Origin of the sequence: Oceanobacillus longus (assembly GCF_042650085.1) — a bacterium.
In the GTDB taxonomy this organism is placed as follows: Bacteria; Bacillota; Bacilli; order Bacillales; family Amphibacillaceae; genus Oceanobacillus; species Oceanobacillus longus.
Genome location: NZ_JBHSAO010000011.1, coordinates 109,099 through 128,936, shown reverse-complemented (window position 1 = coordinate 128,936; position 19,838 = coordinate 109,099). Strand labels below are relative to the sequence as shown.

Below are 19,838 nucleotides of genomic sequence, written 5' to 3'. Positions count from 1 at the left end.
CACATGACTTTTTTCGGTAATATAATTACTACTATGAATGTTTGGTGATCATCACTAATTTAGTGATGAAGCCCTCTGATACCGCCTGTTTGACGATACCATGAGGGCAGGAGGCCTTCAATCCCCAATTTTATTGCTAACTGGAACACTTCTATACAATGGATGAACTATGATAAAAGAAGCGTGATTATGAAGAGCTATGTGTTTAAAAATCAGAGACAAAACCGCCTACATCATTCAATGCGTTCAATTAGTTACTAAACTTAGACAGTAAGTGTTTAACCACAAGATCAAGTTTCGTAGCTCTAGAAGCCTTTATTAATAACGCAGTATCAGAAGTAAATGACTTCTCGACTTCCTCAATTAATTGATCCATATCGCTAAAGTGGAACAATTTCTCCTTTGGGAATCCGGTTTCTTCTGCCTCTTTTAATATCCACTTACTGCTGTCGCCATATAAAAAGACTTTATCCAAGTTAAAATCTATTAATGACTTACCGACTTTCCCATGCCCCTCTTGGGTATATGAACCCATTTCCACCATGTCGCCTAACAAAGCAATTTTCTTTGGACTGTTTATATACTTATTCAGTACCTTCAATCCAGAAACCATTGAAACTGGGTTGGCATTATAAGAATCGTCAATTATCGTACGATTCCCTTCTAAATAATCTAGTGTTAATCTCCCACGCGGAAGTTCTACACTCCCAAGTCCTTCCCTAATTTCATCTGGTGTAAGGCCGAGCTTATCAGCTATTCCAATAGCAAATAAGGAATTCACTACACTGTGCTCACCTAGAAGCGGTACAAACATGGCTTCACTCTTACCATTCAGCACTACCTCAAATTCCATTCCCTTTTTATTGAACCTAATGTTAGTGGCTCTGTAATCCGACCCTTCTGACAATCCTACCTTTATAATTTCGCCAGGGAAATACTGTGTATCAATTAACTTAGAATTTTCGTCATCATTGCTTAAATATAATGTTCCTTCTGGTTTCATGTACCTCATCATCTCTGACTTCGACAAAGCTACATCATTAATAGAAGAAAAACGTTCAAAGTGAGCATGGCCTACTGCAGTTATTACTCCAATATTAGGTTGAATAACAGTACAATGCCCTTTTCCTCTTCCTTTTTTGCTCATAGCCATTTCAATAACGACTGCTTCATGTGAATCATTAATCTTTTTAATATGATTTTTAGTTGCACCTACCAAGTTAAAGTTCTTAGATGATTTAAAAGTTTCATATTTCACTGATAAAATTTTTGCTGTGATTTCTTTTACAGTTGTTTTACCAAAGCTACCTGTAACGCCTATTGTAGGTATACTAAGATAAAGAGTTTTTTCCATAATAAAAATCCCTTTCTTTATCTTATTTAATCTTATTAAATATTTTTCTTAATGGTGCAGTGATCTTCCAGGATTTGCTATTGATAAGCATCTCTTTTTCTCTTTTTAAATTGGCAATCTCTTTAGCTAAATCTTTCGAATCAGTTACTTCATTATTAAACGTATATCCAATACGTATTGGCCCATTGTAATCTTCACTTGCAAGATTACTTATTTCTTGTTTTGAACTTAAATCATCAATAAAGTTAGCAATATCTTGGTAATTCCCAGCCACCGAAAGTTCATATTCATTAAAACTAACTAAAGATAATTCTCCATTGAAATTGTATTGATGAAAGACATTCTGTATCATTCGATCAATTTTTAACAAATCTATTTCTGAATTGAATTTGATTTTTTTAGAATTCAAGTTAGGTTCATAAGGATAACTCGGTATAGTGAACATTTCTAACCGATTGTTTAATAAGTAATCTTTTACAAAGTGAAAGTCAAAATAATACTTAGGCGTAGTTTGATTTAGGTAGTTATCTTTTGTTTCAGGGAAATAGTAATCAATTATGGCTTTTGGTATTAGATGCGCATTACCTTTTATAGGGAATAGATGGTTTTTAATTGAAGGATTAGTGTTTATTCCTAAAATTAAATAATCTCCTTTTTCTTTGTTGTAAACGACCTCTACTCCTGCCTGTGTCAATCCAGGTATAGCTTTTACCGCTTTAACTAAGTCGTTATTTAAGTGATCAGGTAGTTCATCTGTTGCATCGATCGCATCTCCTTTAGAAAAGGAACTATTTTTAGCTTGTAATCCAATAACTTTCCCTTCAGCTGGAACAGATTGAACATCATATCCTTGTTCCTTAAGTTCTTTATTTAACGACCTGTTAATTTTTATTTTTTCATCAAATGTTCCTGGATTTTTCATCCTGACACTATTCTTTTCTCTAATTAACCTTCTGATTGTTTTGTTTCCATCTCCAATTACATAGGATGGTAACCACTTTAACGTACCAACGACTTTATCTCCTATAACAAAAGCACTGTAATTTTCTCCTGCGATATATTCTTCAACTACGATTGGGGTGCTGTTTATTTTTTTATTTAAATACCCAACTTTTTCTATTAATTCATCAACATCCGAAATTCCTGCTATAAGGTCTTTCCCGCTTTTTCCATTAAGAGGCTTAATCAATAAAGGGAATGTTAAGTCTTTAATATTTCTTCTAATACTATCTGCTTGAAAATTTTTAAGAACTTTCCCTCTTGGCACAGGAATACTTTCCTTTTCAAGTATCTCTCTCGTGGTTTGACTATTATTGCATATTTTCACTGCTTCGTTTGTTACGATATTGGGTCTAGTATGATTAAACTTAACTCTATTATCTTTGTTATAAATTGTATAACGAAGCAAGTATTTTGTTCCTTGATAGATGTGTTCAAACTTTAGATTCAGACCTCTACGCCATGCTTCATATGCAATAGAATAGATACTAACATCATAACCGTAAGCTTCAAATGGAACAATGCTCTCTAGCTCTGGTAACCAGTTATATTCTTTGCCCATATAATCTTCTCCTATACTTTTTTCGTTCTCCCCTTGATTATTCTTTCAAAAAAGACAAAAATTGCTATTTTTAAAAGCAAAATTAAGCCAACATCAAAGGTTGATACTACTATATCAAATGAATCTTAACCTACTGTTAAAAGTTTTAATTATTTTTTGAGTTCTTGATCAAGCTTCCTATTTTTCGAATTGGCTTCGTTATTTTCCAACTCCGACTATTTATCATGTCATTATACTTTTTGCGATATAAGTCTCTCTCTTTTCTTAATGTAGAAGTCCCCGTTGTTCTTCTTTTTCTTGTGCTGCTGCTTTTTTTACCAGGGTAATTTTCTAAATAAACTGGAGCGTAGCCATCAGGCTTTGTAGCTTTATTAGGTACAGAGCTACTGGAGTTTGTAGTTTGCACTTCAAAACCAACTTTCACAGGAGTTTTTCTTTCTTTCTCTACTACATTTGATATAGTTGTTGTACTAGGCATTTCTTTTTTAATAACCATTCTAAATAAATTAACATTATCTGTATTTCCTGAAATTACTATTAGTGCATTACCATTTTTCATCTTTTTAACATAGCCGTTTAACCGTAATTTCAATGCACGTTGACGTATCCATCTAAAGTATCCATTGTTTAGATTTTCGCCAGAAACTTCAAATCGTACTGCTTCTCCTTCACCTTTAGGATGCTCTGGTACCACGACCTCTTTAGCATAGCCACTACTAAATAATTCAAATACCCTTCCAAAATCAAAATAATAGAGCGTATTAGGGTCATACTGATAATTTTTAGTTTCAGGGAAATAGTAATCGATAATTGCTTTTGGTATATCCCTTGCTATTCCTTCATTAGGAAACAAATGATTTCGTATGCTAGCGGTGGTGTTAATTTCAAGTATTACACTTGTATTATTTTCTTCGTCTACCATAAAATCTATTCCTGCATGCGCTAGATTTGGAATAGCCTTAAGAGCTCTTACAGCTATATCTTTTACTTCATCTGTTATTTTATCTGTTACATCTATTGAATCTCCACCAGATGATACATTGTTACTTGTTTTTAAAAATACTCTTTCTCCAGTTTTTGGGACACTATCCATCGTATACCCTTTTTGGCGTAGGAGTCCATACATTTCTTTATCCTCTTTAATTGGGCGTTTGAAGAGAGCTGGGTTCTTGTCTCTTTCTACTAGTTTCAACCTTAATAGTTCCCTTACTGTATTTTTTCCATCGCCTATTACATTTGCAGGAATTCGATCAAAGGCACCAACCACTTTATCTCCTATTGCAAAAACACGATAGCCTCTTCCTTCATAGTGCTTTTCTACAATCACTTTAGTAAATTTAAGGTCATCTCTCACAAACGATAACGCTTCTTTGAATTCCTTATCGCTTCTAATATTCGCAATTACTCCCGTTCCACCTGTCCCATCTAATGGTTTAACAACAACTGGATAGCCCAGCTTCTTTGCATAATTAAGCATTTCATCAGCAGTAACATTTTTTTCAAATAATTCGCCTTCGGGGGTTGGAACTCCAGCTTTTATTAAATATTCTTTCGTTAAATGCTTATTTTTACAAATCCTCATTGCTTCCTGCGAGATTTTATCTCCTCTAGAAACTGTGAAGATATGCTCTTTCTCTTGATTGCTCAATGAATAATATAATTCCGACTTTCTTCTATTCTTATTAATAAACTTTAATGTTAGTCCTCGTCGCCAACCTTCTAAGGCAATAGAATACATTGATACGGAATAGCCTCTTGCTTCTTCTGGGATAGAGTTTTCAATATGTGGTAGCCATTCACGATTATGAGTCATTATTTTCATCCTTTATATAATTATTTCCTAATTTAACTGTTTCTTTAGCGAGAAGTGTTATTGGATCAATTACCGGCATATCCATATTTGTATTGTTCATGACAATGCCTAATTCTGTACAACCTGCTATTACCGCTTGAATGTTTTCTTTTCGCAATTCGTATAAAATCTTATTGATTTCATTAACTATTTCTGGGGAAGTATTCCCGGCTTTAATACCGTTTTTTGAGTAAATAATATCCATTAATCTACTCTGTTGCATCCCATCAGGAGTTATTATGTTCGTTTTAGTTAAATGCTTTCCGTATACACCAGATTTTATGGATCCTGTAGTTGCCAAAAGACCAACTGTATGAACATTAGGGTAAGTCTCCTCAAGATACCTATCAATTAATTCTATAGCATTAATTATTGGTATAGGTGAGCTTTGTTGAAGTTCGCTTATAAAAGTATGAGCTGTCATACACGGTATTGCTATATATTCAGCTCCAGCTAGGTGTAATTTCATAATATTCTCTTTTAGTTTTGGTATAGGACTTTCTCCTTCACCTAAAATGTATTCTGTTCTATCAGGAATCTGTGGGTCGTTGATAATGATAGTATTTACATGTTCTTTATCATATTTTGCCGCAGTATTATTAACTATTCGGTTAAATAATTCTACTGTTGCCGCTGGCCCCATCCCACCTAATATGCCAATTACTTCTTGAGGCAAAACAATTCAAACCCTTCTTTATAAAAATTCGACTGGTTAACTGATTATATTTTCCACCTCAGATGTAATCCTAAGATGGAGAACTATAAAATAATATTTTTAATTTTTTTATGTTATCTTCAAATCGGGGATATAAGTTCTCATATGAGTAATCATTCTCTCATAAACTTCTGCGGAACTAAACTCACCTACATGTGTTTTTATCGTTTCCTGTCTCTCTACTACATCCTTTAATAGGTGAAGTTTATAGTCTCCTTTTTCCGCACTATCCACGTATGTTAGAGTATAAGTTGGATTGGATAGTTTAACCATTTTACTACCTTCTGGCTTCTCAATATCAATTGTCATATAAGCCCCAATTTGTCGATAAATTCCTTTTTGTCCAGAGAAAAAATTCCCTAAAGAATAAGCGGCAAAGGTTTCTTCGCCTTTTGAATTTGTTATATAAGCAGGTGGTTGGAGCACATGTGGATGGTGACCAATAATAACGTCTGCCCCTGTATCTGATAAACTATTCGAAGTTTCCAATTGGTATGAGGTAGGTAACATCTGGTACTCTTTCCCGTAATGCATGGATAGTACAACTACATCAGCTATTCCACTACTTTTAATGCGAGCAATTAATCTTCTTACCCACTTTACACCTAAATCGCTGAAACTTCCCGCTAAATATTCTTTGCCTTTTGGTCTTGCTTTAGTTCCCATAGACTTAGTGAAAGCTAAAAAGCATATTTTCAATCCATTTCTATTGAAGATACGTAGTGTTTCTTTATCTTCCTGAGATTTATAAGCACCTATATAAGGTATCCCAATCTTTTCCCAATTCTCGATTGCTTTTAAGATACCTTTTTCCCCTTGATCCATTATATGGTTATTAGCCATATTTGCAATATCGACGTTCATCTCTTTAAACGTATAACCAATTTCCATTGGACTGTTAAAATGAGGGAAATCTGACAACCCAATTTCTTCCCCACCAATAAGAGACTCCTGATTAACTATAATTAAATGTTCCTTTTTAAATAGTGGTTTTGCTTCAGCTAACATTTCTGTAAAATCATAACCACCGTTTTTTAATTTTGCTTTATTATAAAGTCTTTCGTGAAGTAAAACATCGCCGGTTGCGCCTAGCGTAACTTTTCTGGTATTATTGTCCATAATTTTATCTCCTTCATTTCGCTTACAACTATTTGTGTTCTGTGGGATTAATTCACCTAATTTCAAACCCAATGTTTACCTGACTTTCCCAAATATACTCTTGAACATCCACAACATTAGATTTCAAAGGACCTTTCATGCAAACTTCTTTGAATTCTTCAACCATTTTCCTATCTTGACTCCCAACAACAACTACTACCTTTCCATTCTTTAAATTTCTAGTATAACCATGCAAATTCCTTTGTAGCGCCTGGTTTCGAATCCAGTTTCTATATCCTACATTTTGAACTTTTCCGGAAATAACATATCGTTTAGCATATAGTTCCCCCACTGGAGCATCTGCAACTTCTATTTGAGTGATTGAACTACTTCTTAATAGATTAAATATGCTTTTAAAATCAAAATATATTTTTGTGCTCTGTGAACCTTTTCCTATGGTTTCTGGAAAATAATAATCAATAATAGCTTCAGGTATATTTCGAGGTTTTCCATACATTGGGAATAAGTGTGATGCTATAACTGCTGTTGCGTTTATCTCTATAACCACAATTTCGTTATCGTTAGCAATTAAATCTATACCTGCGTGATTTAATCCAGGTACAGCCTTAACTGCATTAATTGCAACACTTTTCATCTCTGGAGTTATCTCTTCGGTGAAATCAATAGAATCACCACCTGAAGAAATATTACTCTTACCTTTCAGATAGATAACATCACCATTTTTTAGTATGTCATCAAGTGATAATTGTTGATTCTTAAGAAACTCTTCTACCTCCGGATCTATTTTTATTAACCTTGTTGATAGATGAGGATTAGCTTTTCTAGCCTGATTTTTAATATTTATAAGTTCTTGCACAGTATTTTTTCCATTACCAACTACATTTGCAGGTATCCTCTTGATTGCTCCAATTACCTTGTCCTCTATTACATAAACACGATAATCCTCACCGAATATATAACGCTCTATTAAGAAATCACTATAATCGAATTCTTCAAGCACATATTTTAAACTACGTCGTAATTCTTCTTCCGTTTGAATGTCTGTTATAACACCCTTTCCAAGGCTACCATATGTCGGTTTAAGCACTAGCGGATAACCTATTTTTAAGGCAACATTAATAATTTCATCCTCTTTTTCTTCGCTTGTAAATCTAAAACCCTCTGGGGTAGGCACGCCAGCTTTTGAGAGATATTTTTTTGTCTCCTCTTTACTAGTTCCTATATCTACAGCTTCATTCGAAACTTTATCTCCTCGAGATCTGAAGAAAAAATGTGTGTCATCTGTTGAGCTGAGAGAAAATGTTTTTCCAATGGGTTGAAATCCAATTGTTTTTAAATCTGTAAACTCTGAAGCATTATAATACCAATTGAGATTCAGTCCGCGTCTCCAACCCTCTAATGCGACTAAATTAGCGCATAAATTGAATCCACGTACCCCGCTAAGCATTTGTTTGGACAACCAATAAGGGTAATCTTCGTTCATGAATTTCCCTCCCCAGGATTTCTGTAATTTGATAGATCCTCATTTTCTATTCTTGACAATAGCTCTTACTCTCCTAAGAGGCATTGTATACTTCCAAGAAGTACTGTTCAGAATATGCTGATTGTCTTTCTCTATTCTGTTCTTTTGTTTTGTCATATACTTTAAATCCTTGTCCATTTTTCTTAAAGCATGTTGTACAGACTTTTTACTCGATGTATTATATCTTTCTGTAATCTCAAATCCAACAGTAATTGGTTCATTACAGTTTTCCTCTTTAATTTTTTCAACTTTAGAAGCTTGCGGATATTTGTCTATTAACTTTTTAAATTCTGCTATAGCCGCTTTACCCGTCCCAGCCACAACAATTTCAATTTCATCAAATACCATATTTTTTACGTAACCGTGCAAGTTTCTGTCCAATGCTTGTTTTTTGAGCCATTGATGGTAACTATGGCGTTGAACTTGACCAGTAACGATAAATTGTTTGGCATATAATTCACCCATTGGAGCAGGTGTTACTTCAACTTCAACTGCAGACCGATTTTCCAATGGTTCAAGAATATTTATTAAATCGAAATATACTTTAGAATGCGCTGTGTCCATTCCCTTCGTTTCCGGGAAGTAATAGTCAATAATTGCACCTGGAATATTACGTGACTTTCCTTTAAGTGGAAATAATGCTCCACCTATTTGTGCTGTTGGGTTTAATTCAATCACAACAGCAGGTGCTTTGATGGCTCTATTTTCATTAATGATTATATCGACACCGCAATGATGTAATCCTGTGACAGCCTTCGTAGCATCAATTGCAATTTTTTTATACACTTCGGGTAATGTATCCGTTACATCAATTGGATCTCCACCAGAAGATACATTCGTTTTTTCTCTTAAATATATTTGTTCCCCTTTTTTAGGAATGCTAGTTAACGTATAACCTGCTGATTGAATAAATTCTAAAATCTCATTATCTATATGAATCAGGCAACTGTTCAAGCGAGCATTTTTCTTTCGTTGATGATTTTTCATGCTAATCAATTGTTCAATATCGCTCATACCATCCCCGATGATATTTGCCGGTACTCTGTTATACGCTGCAATTACTTTATCATTGACAACATATATACGATATTCTTTTCCAGAAACATGCTGTTCAACAACGACTTCTTTATAATCCAATTCATGACGAACATAATGAAGAGCCTTTATAAACTCCCCGTCACTATTAATATTCGTAACCACGCCATTACCGAGGCTTGCATTTGTTGGCTTTAACACTAATGGGTAATCCAATGTTTTACTGTACGCTATAATTTCCTCATTCGTTGCTTCTTCATCGAAACCTTTTCCTTTTGGTACCGGTACTCCTGCATTGTCCAGGACCATCTTCGTATCGTCTTTTTCCGATGCGATTTCAACAGCTTTATTTTCTACAATATCTCCCCTTGTTCTGAAGAAATAATGTGTTCTTTCATCAGAGGTAAGAGAAAACAATCTTCCTGGAGGATTAACACCAAAAATAATCATATCCTGAAAATGTTCGGAATCCCTTGTATACCACTTTAACTTAAGTCCCCTACGCCAACCTTCCAACGCAACCGCAAAAGCATCCAATCTTGTCTTTCTAGCATTTCTTACAATATCGTTTGTGAGTTGAGGAAGACTGATTCCCTGATCTTCTTTCATCATCTGTTGCCTCCTATAAATACCGTCCAGTTTTCAGTTTATTTATTTTTAAAGATAGATCCAACTACTCTAATTGGTTTTGTCGCTTTCCATGACATGCTTTCATGAAATTTCCTGCGTTGGACTTCAGCTTTCTTCATCGCAAGCTCGGTAACTTCCATTTCCTGTTTCATTAATTTTAGTTCCTCTATTTGCGTCTTTAAATCTGTTTTTATTTCAAAACCAACTTTAATCGGTTCATCATAGTTTTTTTCCTGTACTTCAATAACTTGAGCTCTTTCTACATCTTCCCAGATTCCATTCTTAAAATCCTCTACCATCTCTGGATCCGTACCACCGACTACGATTTCAATATCGCCATCTTCAAGTGTCATAATATATCCATGAAGATAACGTTCAAAAGCATGTTTTCGAAGTCCTCGATGGTAGCCGATATCCTGCACATTCCCACTTACAATATATTTTTTAGTATATAGTTTTTCCTGTGGACATGGTGTTACCGTAGTAGCGGATGCATCCCTTGATTGCAATGGATCAAGCACATCATGAAAATCAAAATATGTGTTTGCATCAGCTGTATTAATACCTATTGTTTCCGGGAAGTAATAATCAATAATCGCTTTTGGAATATCTCTTGATTTACCCTTGATCGGATAGAGTAGGCCACCTAGTTGTGCTGTTGGATTAAGCTCAATTACATATACGTTGGAACTGATTCCATGTACGATTAAATCCACTGCACCATGGTAAAGTCCGGGAACAGCCTGTATTGCTTTGACTGCCTGTTCCTTTACATTCTCCGACAACGTGTCAAGTACATCTATAGGATCCCCGCCTATTGATATATTCGTTTTATCACTAAGAACGATCTTTTCCCCTTTTTCCGGAACGGTATCCAAGGTATATCCTCTTCGTCCAATAAAATCTGTTACTTCCTCATTAACAAGAATCGGGCAGCTTACTAGCCTTGGGTTAAGGTTTCGTTCTTCATTCTTTCTTTCAATCAATGCCTGAATGGAATGAACTCCATCACCTATTACATTAGGAGGAATGCGATTCATTGCCCCTACTACCTCATCTCCAACAACATACAAACGATATTCATTGCCAGGTATGTACTGTTCAACAATGACATCGCGGTAATTTAGATTGGCACGTACATATTCGAGTGAAAATTTTAGTTCTCCAACTCCTGTAATGTTGGATACGACACCGCGCCCAAAGCTGCCATCAGTTGGCTTCAACACAACCGGAAAACCTAATTTCGATGCGAAGTCTAAAATTTCTTCATTCGATACTTCTGCTGTAAATTGTTTGCCTTCTGGTACTGCAACACCTTTTTCCAGAAGTGCCTGCTTTGTTTTCTCCTTATCACGGCCAATATCCACAGCTTCATTCGTTACTTTATCTCCTCTGGTTCTGAAAAAATAATGGGTTCTTTCCTTAGAACTTAGAGAGAATAATTGCCCTGGTTTATCCACAAACCAAGTTCTCATCTCACTGAATTTCTCCGAGTCCTTTACATGCCACCGAAGTGTAAGTCCTCTTCTCCAACCTTCAAGGGAAACAACATATGCATCCAGTAAGTTTCCATGTGCATTAGAAACGATTCCATTGGAAAGATGCGGTAACCATTCTGCGTTATTCTCTTCCATCAAATATCCTCCTATGATTCCACCATTACAAGCTTATTAATTACTATTTTCCTTCAATTCCTTATAATGCGTAAATCGCTTACCATCTATCAAATCATTCTCAAGCCGTCCTTGCGCTTCTATAAAATAGTCCCCAAGCCATTTATCGGTTTCATCATCGAAATCATCATAGTTCCCTGGTTTTGGGGTGAATTCACCAAACACCAACCCATCTTCAGACCTTAAAAAATCAATCCTTATAAATGGTGCTGGTATTTCAGCGCTAATAGCAGCAGCCATTTCTATTTCATTCCTTGTTACACCTATGCCTTTGAATGAACTATAGTCGTATTTTCCGGTTGCTACTCTTTCACCAGTGGTTGTCCACCAACAGTATTTCAATTCTGGGTAACGCACTATTTCTAATATAAGGCTTACTTTACCGTAAAAACAATAAAATTTTAGATCACGTGCCGGCGTTCTTTCCTGCTTATTCTCCAAAATAAACTCTTCTACAAACCATTCATTGGTGCTGACTTGACCTGAAGTGATATCTCTCTCCAAACTTTTTCGGAGTAGTTGCCAATTTGCAAGCGTCTTTGCATTTTTTATGTCTATTATATCACGATTACTATAAACGAGATAAACGCCGCGCCCCCCCGCTCCATCTACAGGTTTTATTACAATCCCTTCTTTTTCAGGAATGTCCTGGAGGCGATAAGTTTGATCAGATAAGCGCGGGATTCTTATGTTTAACTTATTCATGAAGCTGTAAGCCATTTTTTTATCATCCAACAGCATTTCTGGTAACGTTCCCAGTAGCTGATTTTGTCTCATTCTCATATTCAAACTCGCACGATAAGAAGAGGCTTGCTTTAAGGATATATTTTCCTCAGAAAGACCAGATCTAATCATAAATTCTGGAATATCCTCCACTTTTAGCCCTGATAGGATTTTTAAATATACATATTGTTTGTATTCCAATTTTTCCTTTTCAAATAATCTGGCTGAGGATTTTAATAAATGATTATAGTTCTCATCGTTCCTTTTTTTCTTTTGGATTATCTTGTCCAATAAGTCGACTAACTTGCTTTCATCCTTCTGCTCTTTTGCCATTCTCCATACACTGTTATAATCTATTGTTGAATTTTCAAGTCGTAGCTCATTTATCATTTCTTGCGCAGCAACTAACTCATTTTTGGTGTTTGTTATTTCCTTTTCCAATTGTGAGATATACTTTTTTTGTGCTTTACCACTTGGGATCCATTTACGAACTGAATTAGAACGTTGCCATGTTTTACTCTTTTTTATTTTTTTTATTAGCTTTTCGCTATTTTTAATCTCCATATCGGTCTTTTTAATTTCTGCTTCTTTTTTAATTAATTCTCGGATTAATTTGTCTGCCTCTTGCTGCTCCACCTGGAGTGTACCTTTATCTGAAGATTCTTCCACATTTCTATGTTTATCGTTATTTTCGTTAATGGTAACCATCCCCCTTCTTGAGTTATTTCAGTTTTAATGGATTATCATCCACCAACCAATTCTCAATAAAAGAGACAAATGACGCTTCGTTCCATTGCTCTGCACCAACCCAGTTTTGGGTGGATAATGGAATGGACTTCAATTCCTGGCGATGATTTTCCATTAGATCGTCACGTATTTGCTGGTTAATTGGATACCATTTTGCTTTCTGATTCACGTATTCCTCTATTCTTCTTGAACATTGCCTTAGATTATAAGCCTTTTTGATATCAGATTTAGGAAGCTGATTTATAATCACCCTGACAACTCTAGGACTCACTGTCGGTACATACTTTTGCCTTTCCTGGAATATACCAGGATTGTTTATGATTAAGACATCACAAGTAATTGACTCCCCATATACAAGCATTTGCACACTTTCTCCATTGATAACCTGTCTGATAGTGGGGTTAATTTCCTTCTTTATTCGAAAATCATATTGCCCCATTTGAATCAGTCCTGTACGCATTCCCATTTTCTTAAAAGTACTGATTTGCTTCAGTAGATGATCATCTGCTTTTTTTCGAAAATCGGAAATCAAAACAATATCAAATTGACGCTTGCCAGATTTTTTCTCTTCTCTTTTCGGCCACATTGGTTCGGGAACTGGAAAAGGCCTTTTGTTCTGTGGGAATGGAACATATAAAGATTTTGCTTTTTGATGGTAGCGTCGATATGTTTCTGCATATTCTTTACGTATCCCCATTAAAAATCCACTGTACCCAAAAACAGCATTTCCAGTAAGTGAACCGGATGATTGCATCGGGAATGATAATGGACCGGTTTTTAAATCTGTTATCTTATCCTTCCCAAAAACAGCTTCGATACGTCTTTTAAATTCGCTATCAGCTGCGAATCGTATACTGTCCCAATACCCTATTTTTTCTAGTACTTGCTCTCGTCTGAACATTATGGATGACATATTTGAAAATATATATTCACCTGGCATGCCTCTTCGGTAAAGTTTAAGCGCTTCTGTCAGTCTTGCATGTTCCGATGTGTTTGCTATAATATCTTGTTGTTCTATTAAATTGTTAACCTGCTTTTCAATCTTTTCAGGATGTGACCAGTCATCTGCATCATTAATGGTTACAAATTCACCAGTTGCTTCTTTTAAAGCAATATTACGTGCTATATATGGTCCACTGTTTACGGGCGTTTTTAATAATCTAACTCTAGTGTCATTGTACGTGTATTGTGCTATTATTTGCGCCGTATCATCTGTACTGCAATCATCCACTACTAGAACCTCAAGATTATTCCATGTTTGAGACAGAATAGAGTCTATTGCCACACGAATCCCCAGTTCTGAATTATACGCAGGGATAATGACCGATACTTTTGGCCCGTTTGTTATCTGTTTTTTAACAGGTTTGCATTTCAGATTATAGTAGGCATCCACGTTTTCCGATGAAGCCAACATTATCTCTTGCAAATCATATAGCCTCAGTGCTTTATTAATCCATTTTACTCTACCTTCAACCGTGGCCTCTAGATTTGCAGCAGCTAAATAAAGGTCTGCATGTGTTTGGTTCTCCATTACATCGGTAATAACTTCCATACCTTTTACCGGTTCGTTTAAGAGTTCATATGCCTCTGCTTTTAATATTGCTGCTTTTCGAAGGGCAACGGGCTCTTTCTCCTTATATATCGATATATCCATATATACAAGTGCCATCCTTGCTGCATCTTTTGTCAGCTTATTGGCATACCACAACCCAAGTTCCCAAGCTATTGCTCTTTTCACATACAGATCCTTTGTATCAAGAAACATAGACTGCAAATCAGATAAAGCTTTATCTGTAAAACCTAAGTTATATAAATATAATTTATACTTTTTTATTTTATTTGCAGCATTCTTTTGTTTATATTTCCTACTGTAAAGCTGTTTTACATTTCTTCTACCTAAAGCATAAGCAGGAATAGCCTTTATCGTGGCTATTCCTTCCTTTTTCGATTTAGATAGTTTCTCTATCGTATCCTGCACTTTAATAAATTCCTTTTTATAGAAATCAAGACTTCTTTTCATTTTTTCCCTCTCTATCTTTTTTTCCTCGAGGACACGATCGAGTTCTAAAAGCTGAGCCTTTAATTCGGAATTTATTTTTTGTTGTTCTTTTATTTCAGTCTGTTTATTCATCATAGACCCATCTTTTCTCCCAGACTTGATCATGATAATTGACTTCACTTTTCATAGATGAATAATTTTCACTCAAGTGATTCTTTATCTCCCGTGTAGCCGGATACCATTCTCCAGTGTGATTAAAATAGTCGATCAAGTTTCTTTGAGAATTTGCCACATTGTATCCTTCGCTATCAGGTGATTGACTCATAATTATGTGTACCGAATCCGTGATAACTTCCGGAATATAACGTTGATATTCCTCGAGCACAATTGGATTAACAATAATGAGTTTATCTGTTTGGACCTGTTCACCGTATACAAGCATTTGTACTCGGTTGCCGTCCAGCATCTGTCTAATCGTTGGTTTCATTTGCTTTTCTGCTGTTAATTTATACTGGTTTATTTGAACGAAACCTATCCGGATATGCCTATTCATGGACAATTCCTTAATAATACGTGTCTCCGTCTCATCTATTGTTCTGAAATCTGTTGCAATTACTACGTCAAACACACGTTTCCCTGATACCTTTTCTTCTCTCATTGGCCACATTGGTTCAGGTACTTGAAACGGCCTGACCTCCATTGGAAAAGGATAGCGAAGTGTTTCTGCTATTTTGTGATGATATTCCAAGCTTTCCACGTACTCTTTACGGACCCCCATGAAAAACCCATCATAACCAAATGCAGAACTACCAGTAAGCGACGTAACAGATTGCCTTGGCAATGATAAGGGACCTGACTTCAAATCAACATAGCTGTTTTTTCCGAAAACTTTAATAAGACGCCGCTTAAACTCGCCGTCTGCAGCAAATCGAACACTATCCCAATACCCAACCTTCTCAAGTATCGGTTTGCGTCTGAACATAATCGATGACATATTCGAGAAAATATATCTTCCTGGTGTGCCACGACGATACAGTTTTAAGCTTTCCGTCAATCGTGCATGTTCAGATGTATTGGCAATAACATGCTCATTTTTCATCAAATGGTTAACCTGGATCTCTATTTTTTCTGCATGAGACCAGTCGTCTGAATCATTAATCGTCACAAACTCGCCTGTTGCTTCTCGTAACGCAATATTTCGGGCAACATATGGACCACTATTTACAGGAGTAGACAGTAATTTAACTCTGGAGTCCTTCTCCACATATTCCTTGATAACTGCTGCCGTATTATCGGGACTACAATCATCTACCGCTAACAGTTCAATATTCGCCCACGTTTGCGAAAGGATGGATTCGATTGCAACCCTGATTCCCTCTTCAGCTTTAAAGGCAGGAAGAATCACAGAAACTTTCGGACCTTCCGTCACTTTTCTACTCATCGAAACCGTCCTTAGATCGTCATACTCTGGATTTCGGTCCGATGATGAAAACTCTATAGACTGAAGATGATAGTAATCCATCGCACGATTAATCCAATGTACGCGTTTTTCTATATCATCTTCCAGATTAGCTGCTGCAAGATATAAATCAGCATGTTCCTGACGACTTAGCATCTCATCGATTATTTTTTTGGCTTTGTCTTGTACACCACAAGTGTCATACAGCTCGGCACGAATAATTGCAATCCGCCTCAGCTGGTTGGCTTCCTTTTCACCATGTCCTGCTGCATCAATATATTGTAACGCTTTCTCTGCGCTAGCTTTTGTATATTGATTGGTGTGCCATAATGTCAGCTCCCATGCAGCAAGTCTTCTGAGTTGGGGATCCTTGGTAGTCTCAAAAAAGTGTTCCAGCTCCACAAGTGCTCTTTCCGTAAAACCCAAATTGTACAGGTGGTACTTGATTTGTTTCAGCTGCTGTCTTTGCTCCTGCTTTCTTCCTGATAACCGTTGCTTTATTTTTTTCTTCTGTTCATCAGTAAGAATATCGACTAGAGCCTTTCTTTGTTTTTCATTCAAAACCGTATACAATAACCAATCAACAGGACCTGTAATTAATTTTTTTAGATTGCTACTCATTTATCGACACCACCGTCATGTCCATTAGTTTTTTTCATTTACTTTTCCTTTATTGATCACTTTACTTCTGGGATTTTTCCCTTTTTTATTTATACCAAGGGATTCCCTATACTTTGCGACAGCCTCTTCTGCTGTCCCATCAAATCGGACCTGGCCTCTTTCCATCCAGATTCCTCTTGTACATATTTTTTCGACGAAACTCATGCTATGAGAAACAATGATTACTGCCTTCGCATGTTCCATCATGTCCTGTATTCGTTCACTTGCCTTTTGCTGAAAAGCCATATCACCGGTTGACAGTGCTTCATCAATAATAAATATATCCGGCTTCAGAATGGCTGCGATGCTGAAGCCAAGTCTGGATTTCATACCAGATGAGTATTGCTTAACCGGTTTATCAATCGATTTTCTTAAACCAGAGAATTCTACAATTTCATCATATTTATCTTGAACTCTTCTTTTAGGAATTCCTAGTAGCATTGCATTAAGAAAAATATTATCTGTCCCTGACAACTGCGCATTAAACCCCGTACCATACCCAAGCAGTGAAGAGGTTTCACCATTTAATTCAATCTGTCCCTCATCAGGTTTTAATATATTGGTTAATACTTTACAAATGGTACTTTTTCCTGCGCCATTATGACCGATAATCCCGACAACTTCTCCTTCTTTTATTTCAAAGCTGACATCCTTTAATGCCCAAAATGTGCCGGTATTCAGTTCATATGAAACGCCAATATTTTGAGCATGAACGATTGTTTTATTTTTGACAATTGTTTCGGTTTTCTTCAGTTCTAGACTTCTCTTTTTCCTTGGTGGGGCTGGAGGAACGGTTGCTTTATAATTATTCACAACTTCTTTTGGATCTCCGATTTCTCTTACATGTCCCCCGTCAATCCACATCAGTCTGTCACAATTTCGTTCTGCATATCGAAGGCTATGGGTCACAATAATAACCATTTTCGCTTGTTTGACCAATTCTTTCATTTTCTCCGCTGCTTTTCTACTGAATTTCGCATCTCCAGTATTGAGTGCTTCGTCCAGAATGAGCACTTCCGGCTGCAAATGGGAAGCAACACTGAATCCAAGCCTTGCCTTCATACCACTTGAATAGTACTTCATTGGCTGATCCATAAAGTCACCAATATCAGAGAACTCATGGATATCATTAATATAGTGATTAATCAGTTCTTTATTGATTCCAAGCATCATTCCGTTCAGGTATACATTCTCCCGTCCAGTCAGTTCTTTATTAAACCCCATACCAAACGAAAACAATGCAGTCACTTTTCCGTCGACTTTTATATTCCCTTTATCTTGTTGGAGGATACCTGCAATGATTTTACTTAATGTTGTTTTTCCGGCTCCGTTTGAACCGATAATTCCCAGAATTTCACCTTGGTGACCTGTAAATTCTATGTCTTTTAGTGGCCAGACCTTTTCTTTCTTTTCTTTTCTTCCTTTAAATATACTAAAAGCAAGTGATTTAATATCATCACGGTATTTACTATCTTCGAAGGATACGCCTATATTTTCGGCCCTGATAACGTCATTTTCCACTGAAGCTTCTGTTTGATTGTTTTTATTCGACATATTAAAACCTCTTTTGTTATGGCTCTTTCGTAAGTTTTGTTGCTTTTCAGACTTAAACCTTCAATTGATAAGTGAAGTGACATAATATAAGTAACTTCGGCGACCGCTCTGGGAAATACACTGCGCGCATCCTAAGGCGGCTGGTGAGCCTCTTGATGCTGACGCATTTCAGAGTCTCACCTATGCCTTTCCTCCCGCAGGAGTCTCCGTGTATTTCCCAGAGCTGGTTTTAAGCTTACAAACAATTAACTGCATTAGTGATTGTTATAAACAACAAAGCTTTTCAGTGGGACGCGTAACCGCAGTCCCTTACTTTTAGAAAGCAGCCTTTATTATAAAGCCTTAATGATCTTATGTTCATTTTTACTGTAGTAATAGAGCATGAATATACCTAGAGCAAGTGAAATGATGAAAATAGCGAATAATGCCATCAAGTTCGGAGCCTGATGATCGATTAAGATATCTCTATAGGATGTCACCAAAATGGCAACAGGATTAAGTTCTATTAATGCTTTAAGGCCATCGGGAATGCGATCACTTCTCAATAACCTTGCACCTTCCCATATAATTGGTGATGCATAGAAAAAGATACGCGTTACATAAGTAAGCAAATTCTCGATGTCTCTTACAAATATCGTAATATAGGCGAGGAACAATCCCAACGCCAGATGAGCTATTATTTGGATAAAGATAATCAGTGGCAAATAAATAATATGCCAGTCAGGCATGACACCATAAATCGCTAGGAACAATGCGATTACAATTAACCCAAAAGAAAAATTAAACAGTTGCGTAAGTGTAAAAGATATTGGAAATAAAGACTTTGGCAAGTAAACCTGATTAATGATGGAGCTATATCTTAAAATTGACTTTGATGAAGAGTTGATACTTGTGCTGATCCAACGCCAAACGACTAGTCCGACTACGAGAAAGAGCGGATAGTTTTCTCCACCACGCCCGAGTACAATAACAACCAAGAAATAATAGACCATTACATTTAGTAATGGATCAAGCAGCCACCAGAAATAACCTAGATAACTGTTTCGGTGTTCGGCTTTTAATCCGGATTTCACCAGATAAAATAATAAATCTTTCCTTTTCAACATTTCCTGAATGTAATTTTTCATAATACAATGACACCGCCTAATTTATAAACATGAACCAATAGAAATTATGTTCATTTAGTAAAAACTTTTATTATAAAAAAACATTATTATAATTTTATTCATTAAAAA

13 protein-coding genes are annotated in these 19,838 nt (G+C 36.1%); all 13 read right to left on the bottom strand.

Annotated features, from left to right (window positions below; genetic code table 11):
* Positions 1-250: 250 nt before the first annotated feature.
* The 13 genes from ACFOUV_RS14650 to ACFOUV_RS14590 all read right to left on the bottom strand — a co-directional run bounded on the left by ACFOUV_RS14650 (position 251) and on the right by ACFOUV_RS14590 (position 19,730).
* A complete protein-coding gene (locus tag ACFOUV_RS14650) occupies positions 251-1,354 on the bottom strand; it encodes a UDP-N-acetylmuramoyl-tripeptide--D-alanyl-D-alanine ligase (protein ID WP_379497530.1) in 1,104 nt (367 codons plus the stop codon).
* Between the two features lie 22 nt (positions 1,355-1,376).
* A complete protein-coding gene (locus ACFOUV_RS14645; RefSeq protein WP_379497529.1) occupies positions 1,377-2,915 on the bottom strand; it encodes a hypothetical protein in 1,539 nt (512 codons plus the stop codon).
* A gap of 145 nt (positions 2,916-3,060) precedes the next feature.
* On the bottom strand, positions 3,061-4,737 hold the full coding sequence (locus ACFOUV_RS14640; RefSeq protein WP_379497528.1) for an acylphosphatase: 1,677 nt from the start codon (positions 4,735-4,737) through the stop codon (positions 3,061-3,063).
* Complete coding sequence (locus ACFOUV_RS14635) at positions 4,718-5,443, bottom strand: aspartate/glutamate racemase family protein (RefSeq protein ID WP_379497527.1); 726 nt, start codon at positions 5,441-5,443, stop codon at positions 4,718-4,720. The genes ACFOUV_RS14640 and ACFOUV_RS14635 overlap by 20 nt, the downstream gene beginning before the upstream one ends.
* 108 nt (positions 5,444-5,551) lie before the next feature.
* The gene (locus ACFOUV_RS14630) at positions 5,552-6,601 is read right to left on the bottom strand and encodes a CapA family protein (protein ID WP_379497526.1); all 1,050 of its coding nucleotides are present in this window, start codon (positions 6,599-6,601) and stop codon (positions 5,552-5,554) included.
* A gap of 52 nt (positions 6,602-6,653) precedes the next feature.
* Positions 6,654-8,084 (bottom strand): acylphosphatase, encoded by a 1,431-nt coding sequence (locus tag ACFOUV_RS14625; RefSeq protein ID WP_379497525.1) that lies wholly within the window; start codon positions 8,082-8,084, stop codon positions 6,654-6,656.
* A 39-nt stretch (positions 8,085-8,123) separates the two neighbouring features.
* Complete coding sequence (locus tag ACFOUV_RS14620) at positions 8,124-9,767, bottom strand: acylphosphatase (protein ID WP_379497800.1); 1,644 nt, start codon at positions 9,765-9,767, stop codon at positions 8,124-8,126.
* 38 nt (positions 9,768-9,805) lie between these two features.
* Complete coding sequence (locus ACFOUV_RS14615; protein WP_379497524.1) at positions 9,806-11,422, bottom strand: acylphosphatase; 1,617 nt, start codon at positions 11,420-11,422, stop codon at positions 9,806-9,808.
* 36 nt (positions 11,423-11,458) lie between these two features.
* The gene (locus ACFOUV_RS14610) at positions 11,459-12,853 is read right to left on the bottom strand and encodes an ATP-grasp fold amidoligase family protein (RefSeq protein WP_379497523.1); all 1,395 of its coding nucleotides are present in this window, start codon (positions 12,851-12,853) and stop codon (positions 11,459-11,461) included.
* Between the two features lie 52 nt (positions 12,854-12,905).
* Entirely contained in the window at positions 12,906-15,065 is a 2,160-nt protein-coding gene (locus tag ACFOUV_RS14605; protein ID WP_379497522.1) for a glycosyltransferase family 2 protein, read from the bottom strand.
* Positions 15,055-17,010, bottom strand: a complete 1,956-nt coding sequence (locus ACFOUV_RS14600; protein ID WP_379497521.1) for a glycosyltransferase family 2 protein — start codon at positions 17,008-17,010, stop codon at positions 15,055-15,057. Before ACFOUV_RS14600 ends, ACFOUV_RS14605 begins: the two co-directional genes overlap by 11 nt.
* Before the next feature lie 24 nt (positions 17,011-17,034).
* A complete protein-coding gene (locus ACFOUV_RS14595) occupies positions 17,035-18,603 on the bottom strand; it encodes an ABC transporter ATP-binding protein (RefSeq protein ID WP_379497520.1) in 1,569 nt (522 codons plus the stop codon).
* Positions 18,604-18,935: 332 nt separating this feature from the next.
* Positions 18,936-19,730: an ABC transporter permease gene (locus ACFOUV_RS14590; protein WP_379497519.1), complete on the bottom strand. Its 795-nt coding sequence runs from the start codon at positions 19,728-19,730 to the stop codon at positions 18,936-18,938.
* Positions 19,731-19,838 lie beyond the last annotated feature (108 nt).

Coding starts and splice junctions, on each gene's coding strand:
- ACFOUV_RS14650 (WP_379497530.1), bottom strand. CDS start 1,354: ATGGAAAAAACTCTTTATCTTAGTATACCTACAATAGGCGTTACAGGT.
- ACFOUV_RS14645 (WP_379497529.1), bottom strand. CDS start 2,915: ATGGGCAAAGAATATAACTGGTTACCAGAGCTAGAGAGCATTGTTCCA.
- ACFOUV_RS14640 (WP_379497528.1), bottom strand. CDS start 4,737: ATGAAAATAATGACTCATAATCGTGAATGGCTACCACATATTGAAAAC.
- ACFOUV_RS14630 (WP_379497526.1), bottom strand. CDS start 6,601: ATGGACAATAATACCAGAAAAGTTACGCTAGGCGCAACCGGCGATGTT.
- ACFOUV_RS14625 (WP_379497525.1), bottom strand. CDS start 8,084: ATGAACGAAGATTACCCTTATTGGTTGTCCAAACAAATGCTTAGCGGG.
- ACFOUV_RS14620 (WP_379497800.1), bottom strand. CDS start 9,767: ATGAAAGAAGATCAGGGAATCAGTCTTCCTCAACTCACAAACGATATT.
- ACFOUV_RS14615 (WP_379497524.1), bottom strand. CDS start 11,422: ATGGAAGAGAATAACGCAGAATGGTTACCGCATCTTTCCAATGGAATC.
- ACFOUV_RS14605 (WP_379497522.1), bottom strand. CDS start 15,065: ATGATGAATAAACAGACTGAAATAAAAGAACAACAAAAAATAAATTCC.
- ACFOUV_RS14600 (WP_379497521.1), bottom strand. CDS start 17,010: ATGAGTAGCAATCTAAAAAAATTAATTACAGGTCCTGTTGATTGGTTA.
- ACFOUV_RS14595 (WP_379497520.1), bottom strand. CDS start 18,603: ATGTCGAATAAAAACAATCAAACAGAAGCTTCAGTGGAAAATGACGTT.
- ACFOUV_RS14590 (WP_379497519.1), bottom strand. CDS start 19,730: ATGAAAAATTACATTCAGGAAATGTTGAAAAGGAAAGATTTATTATTT.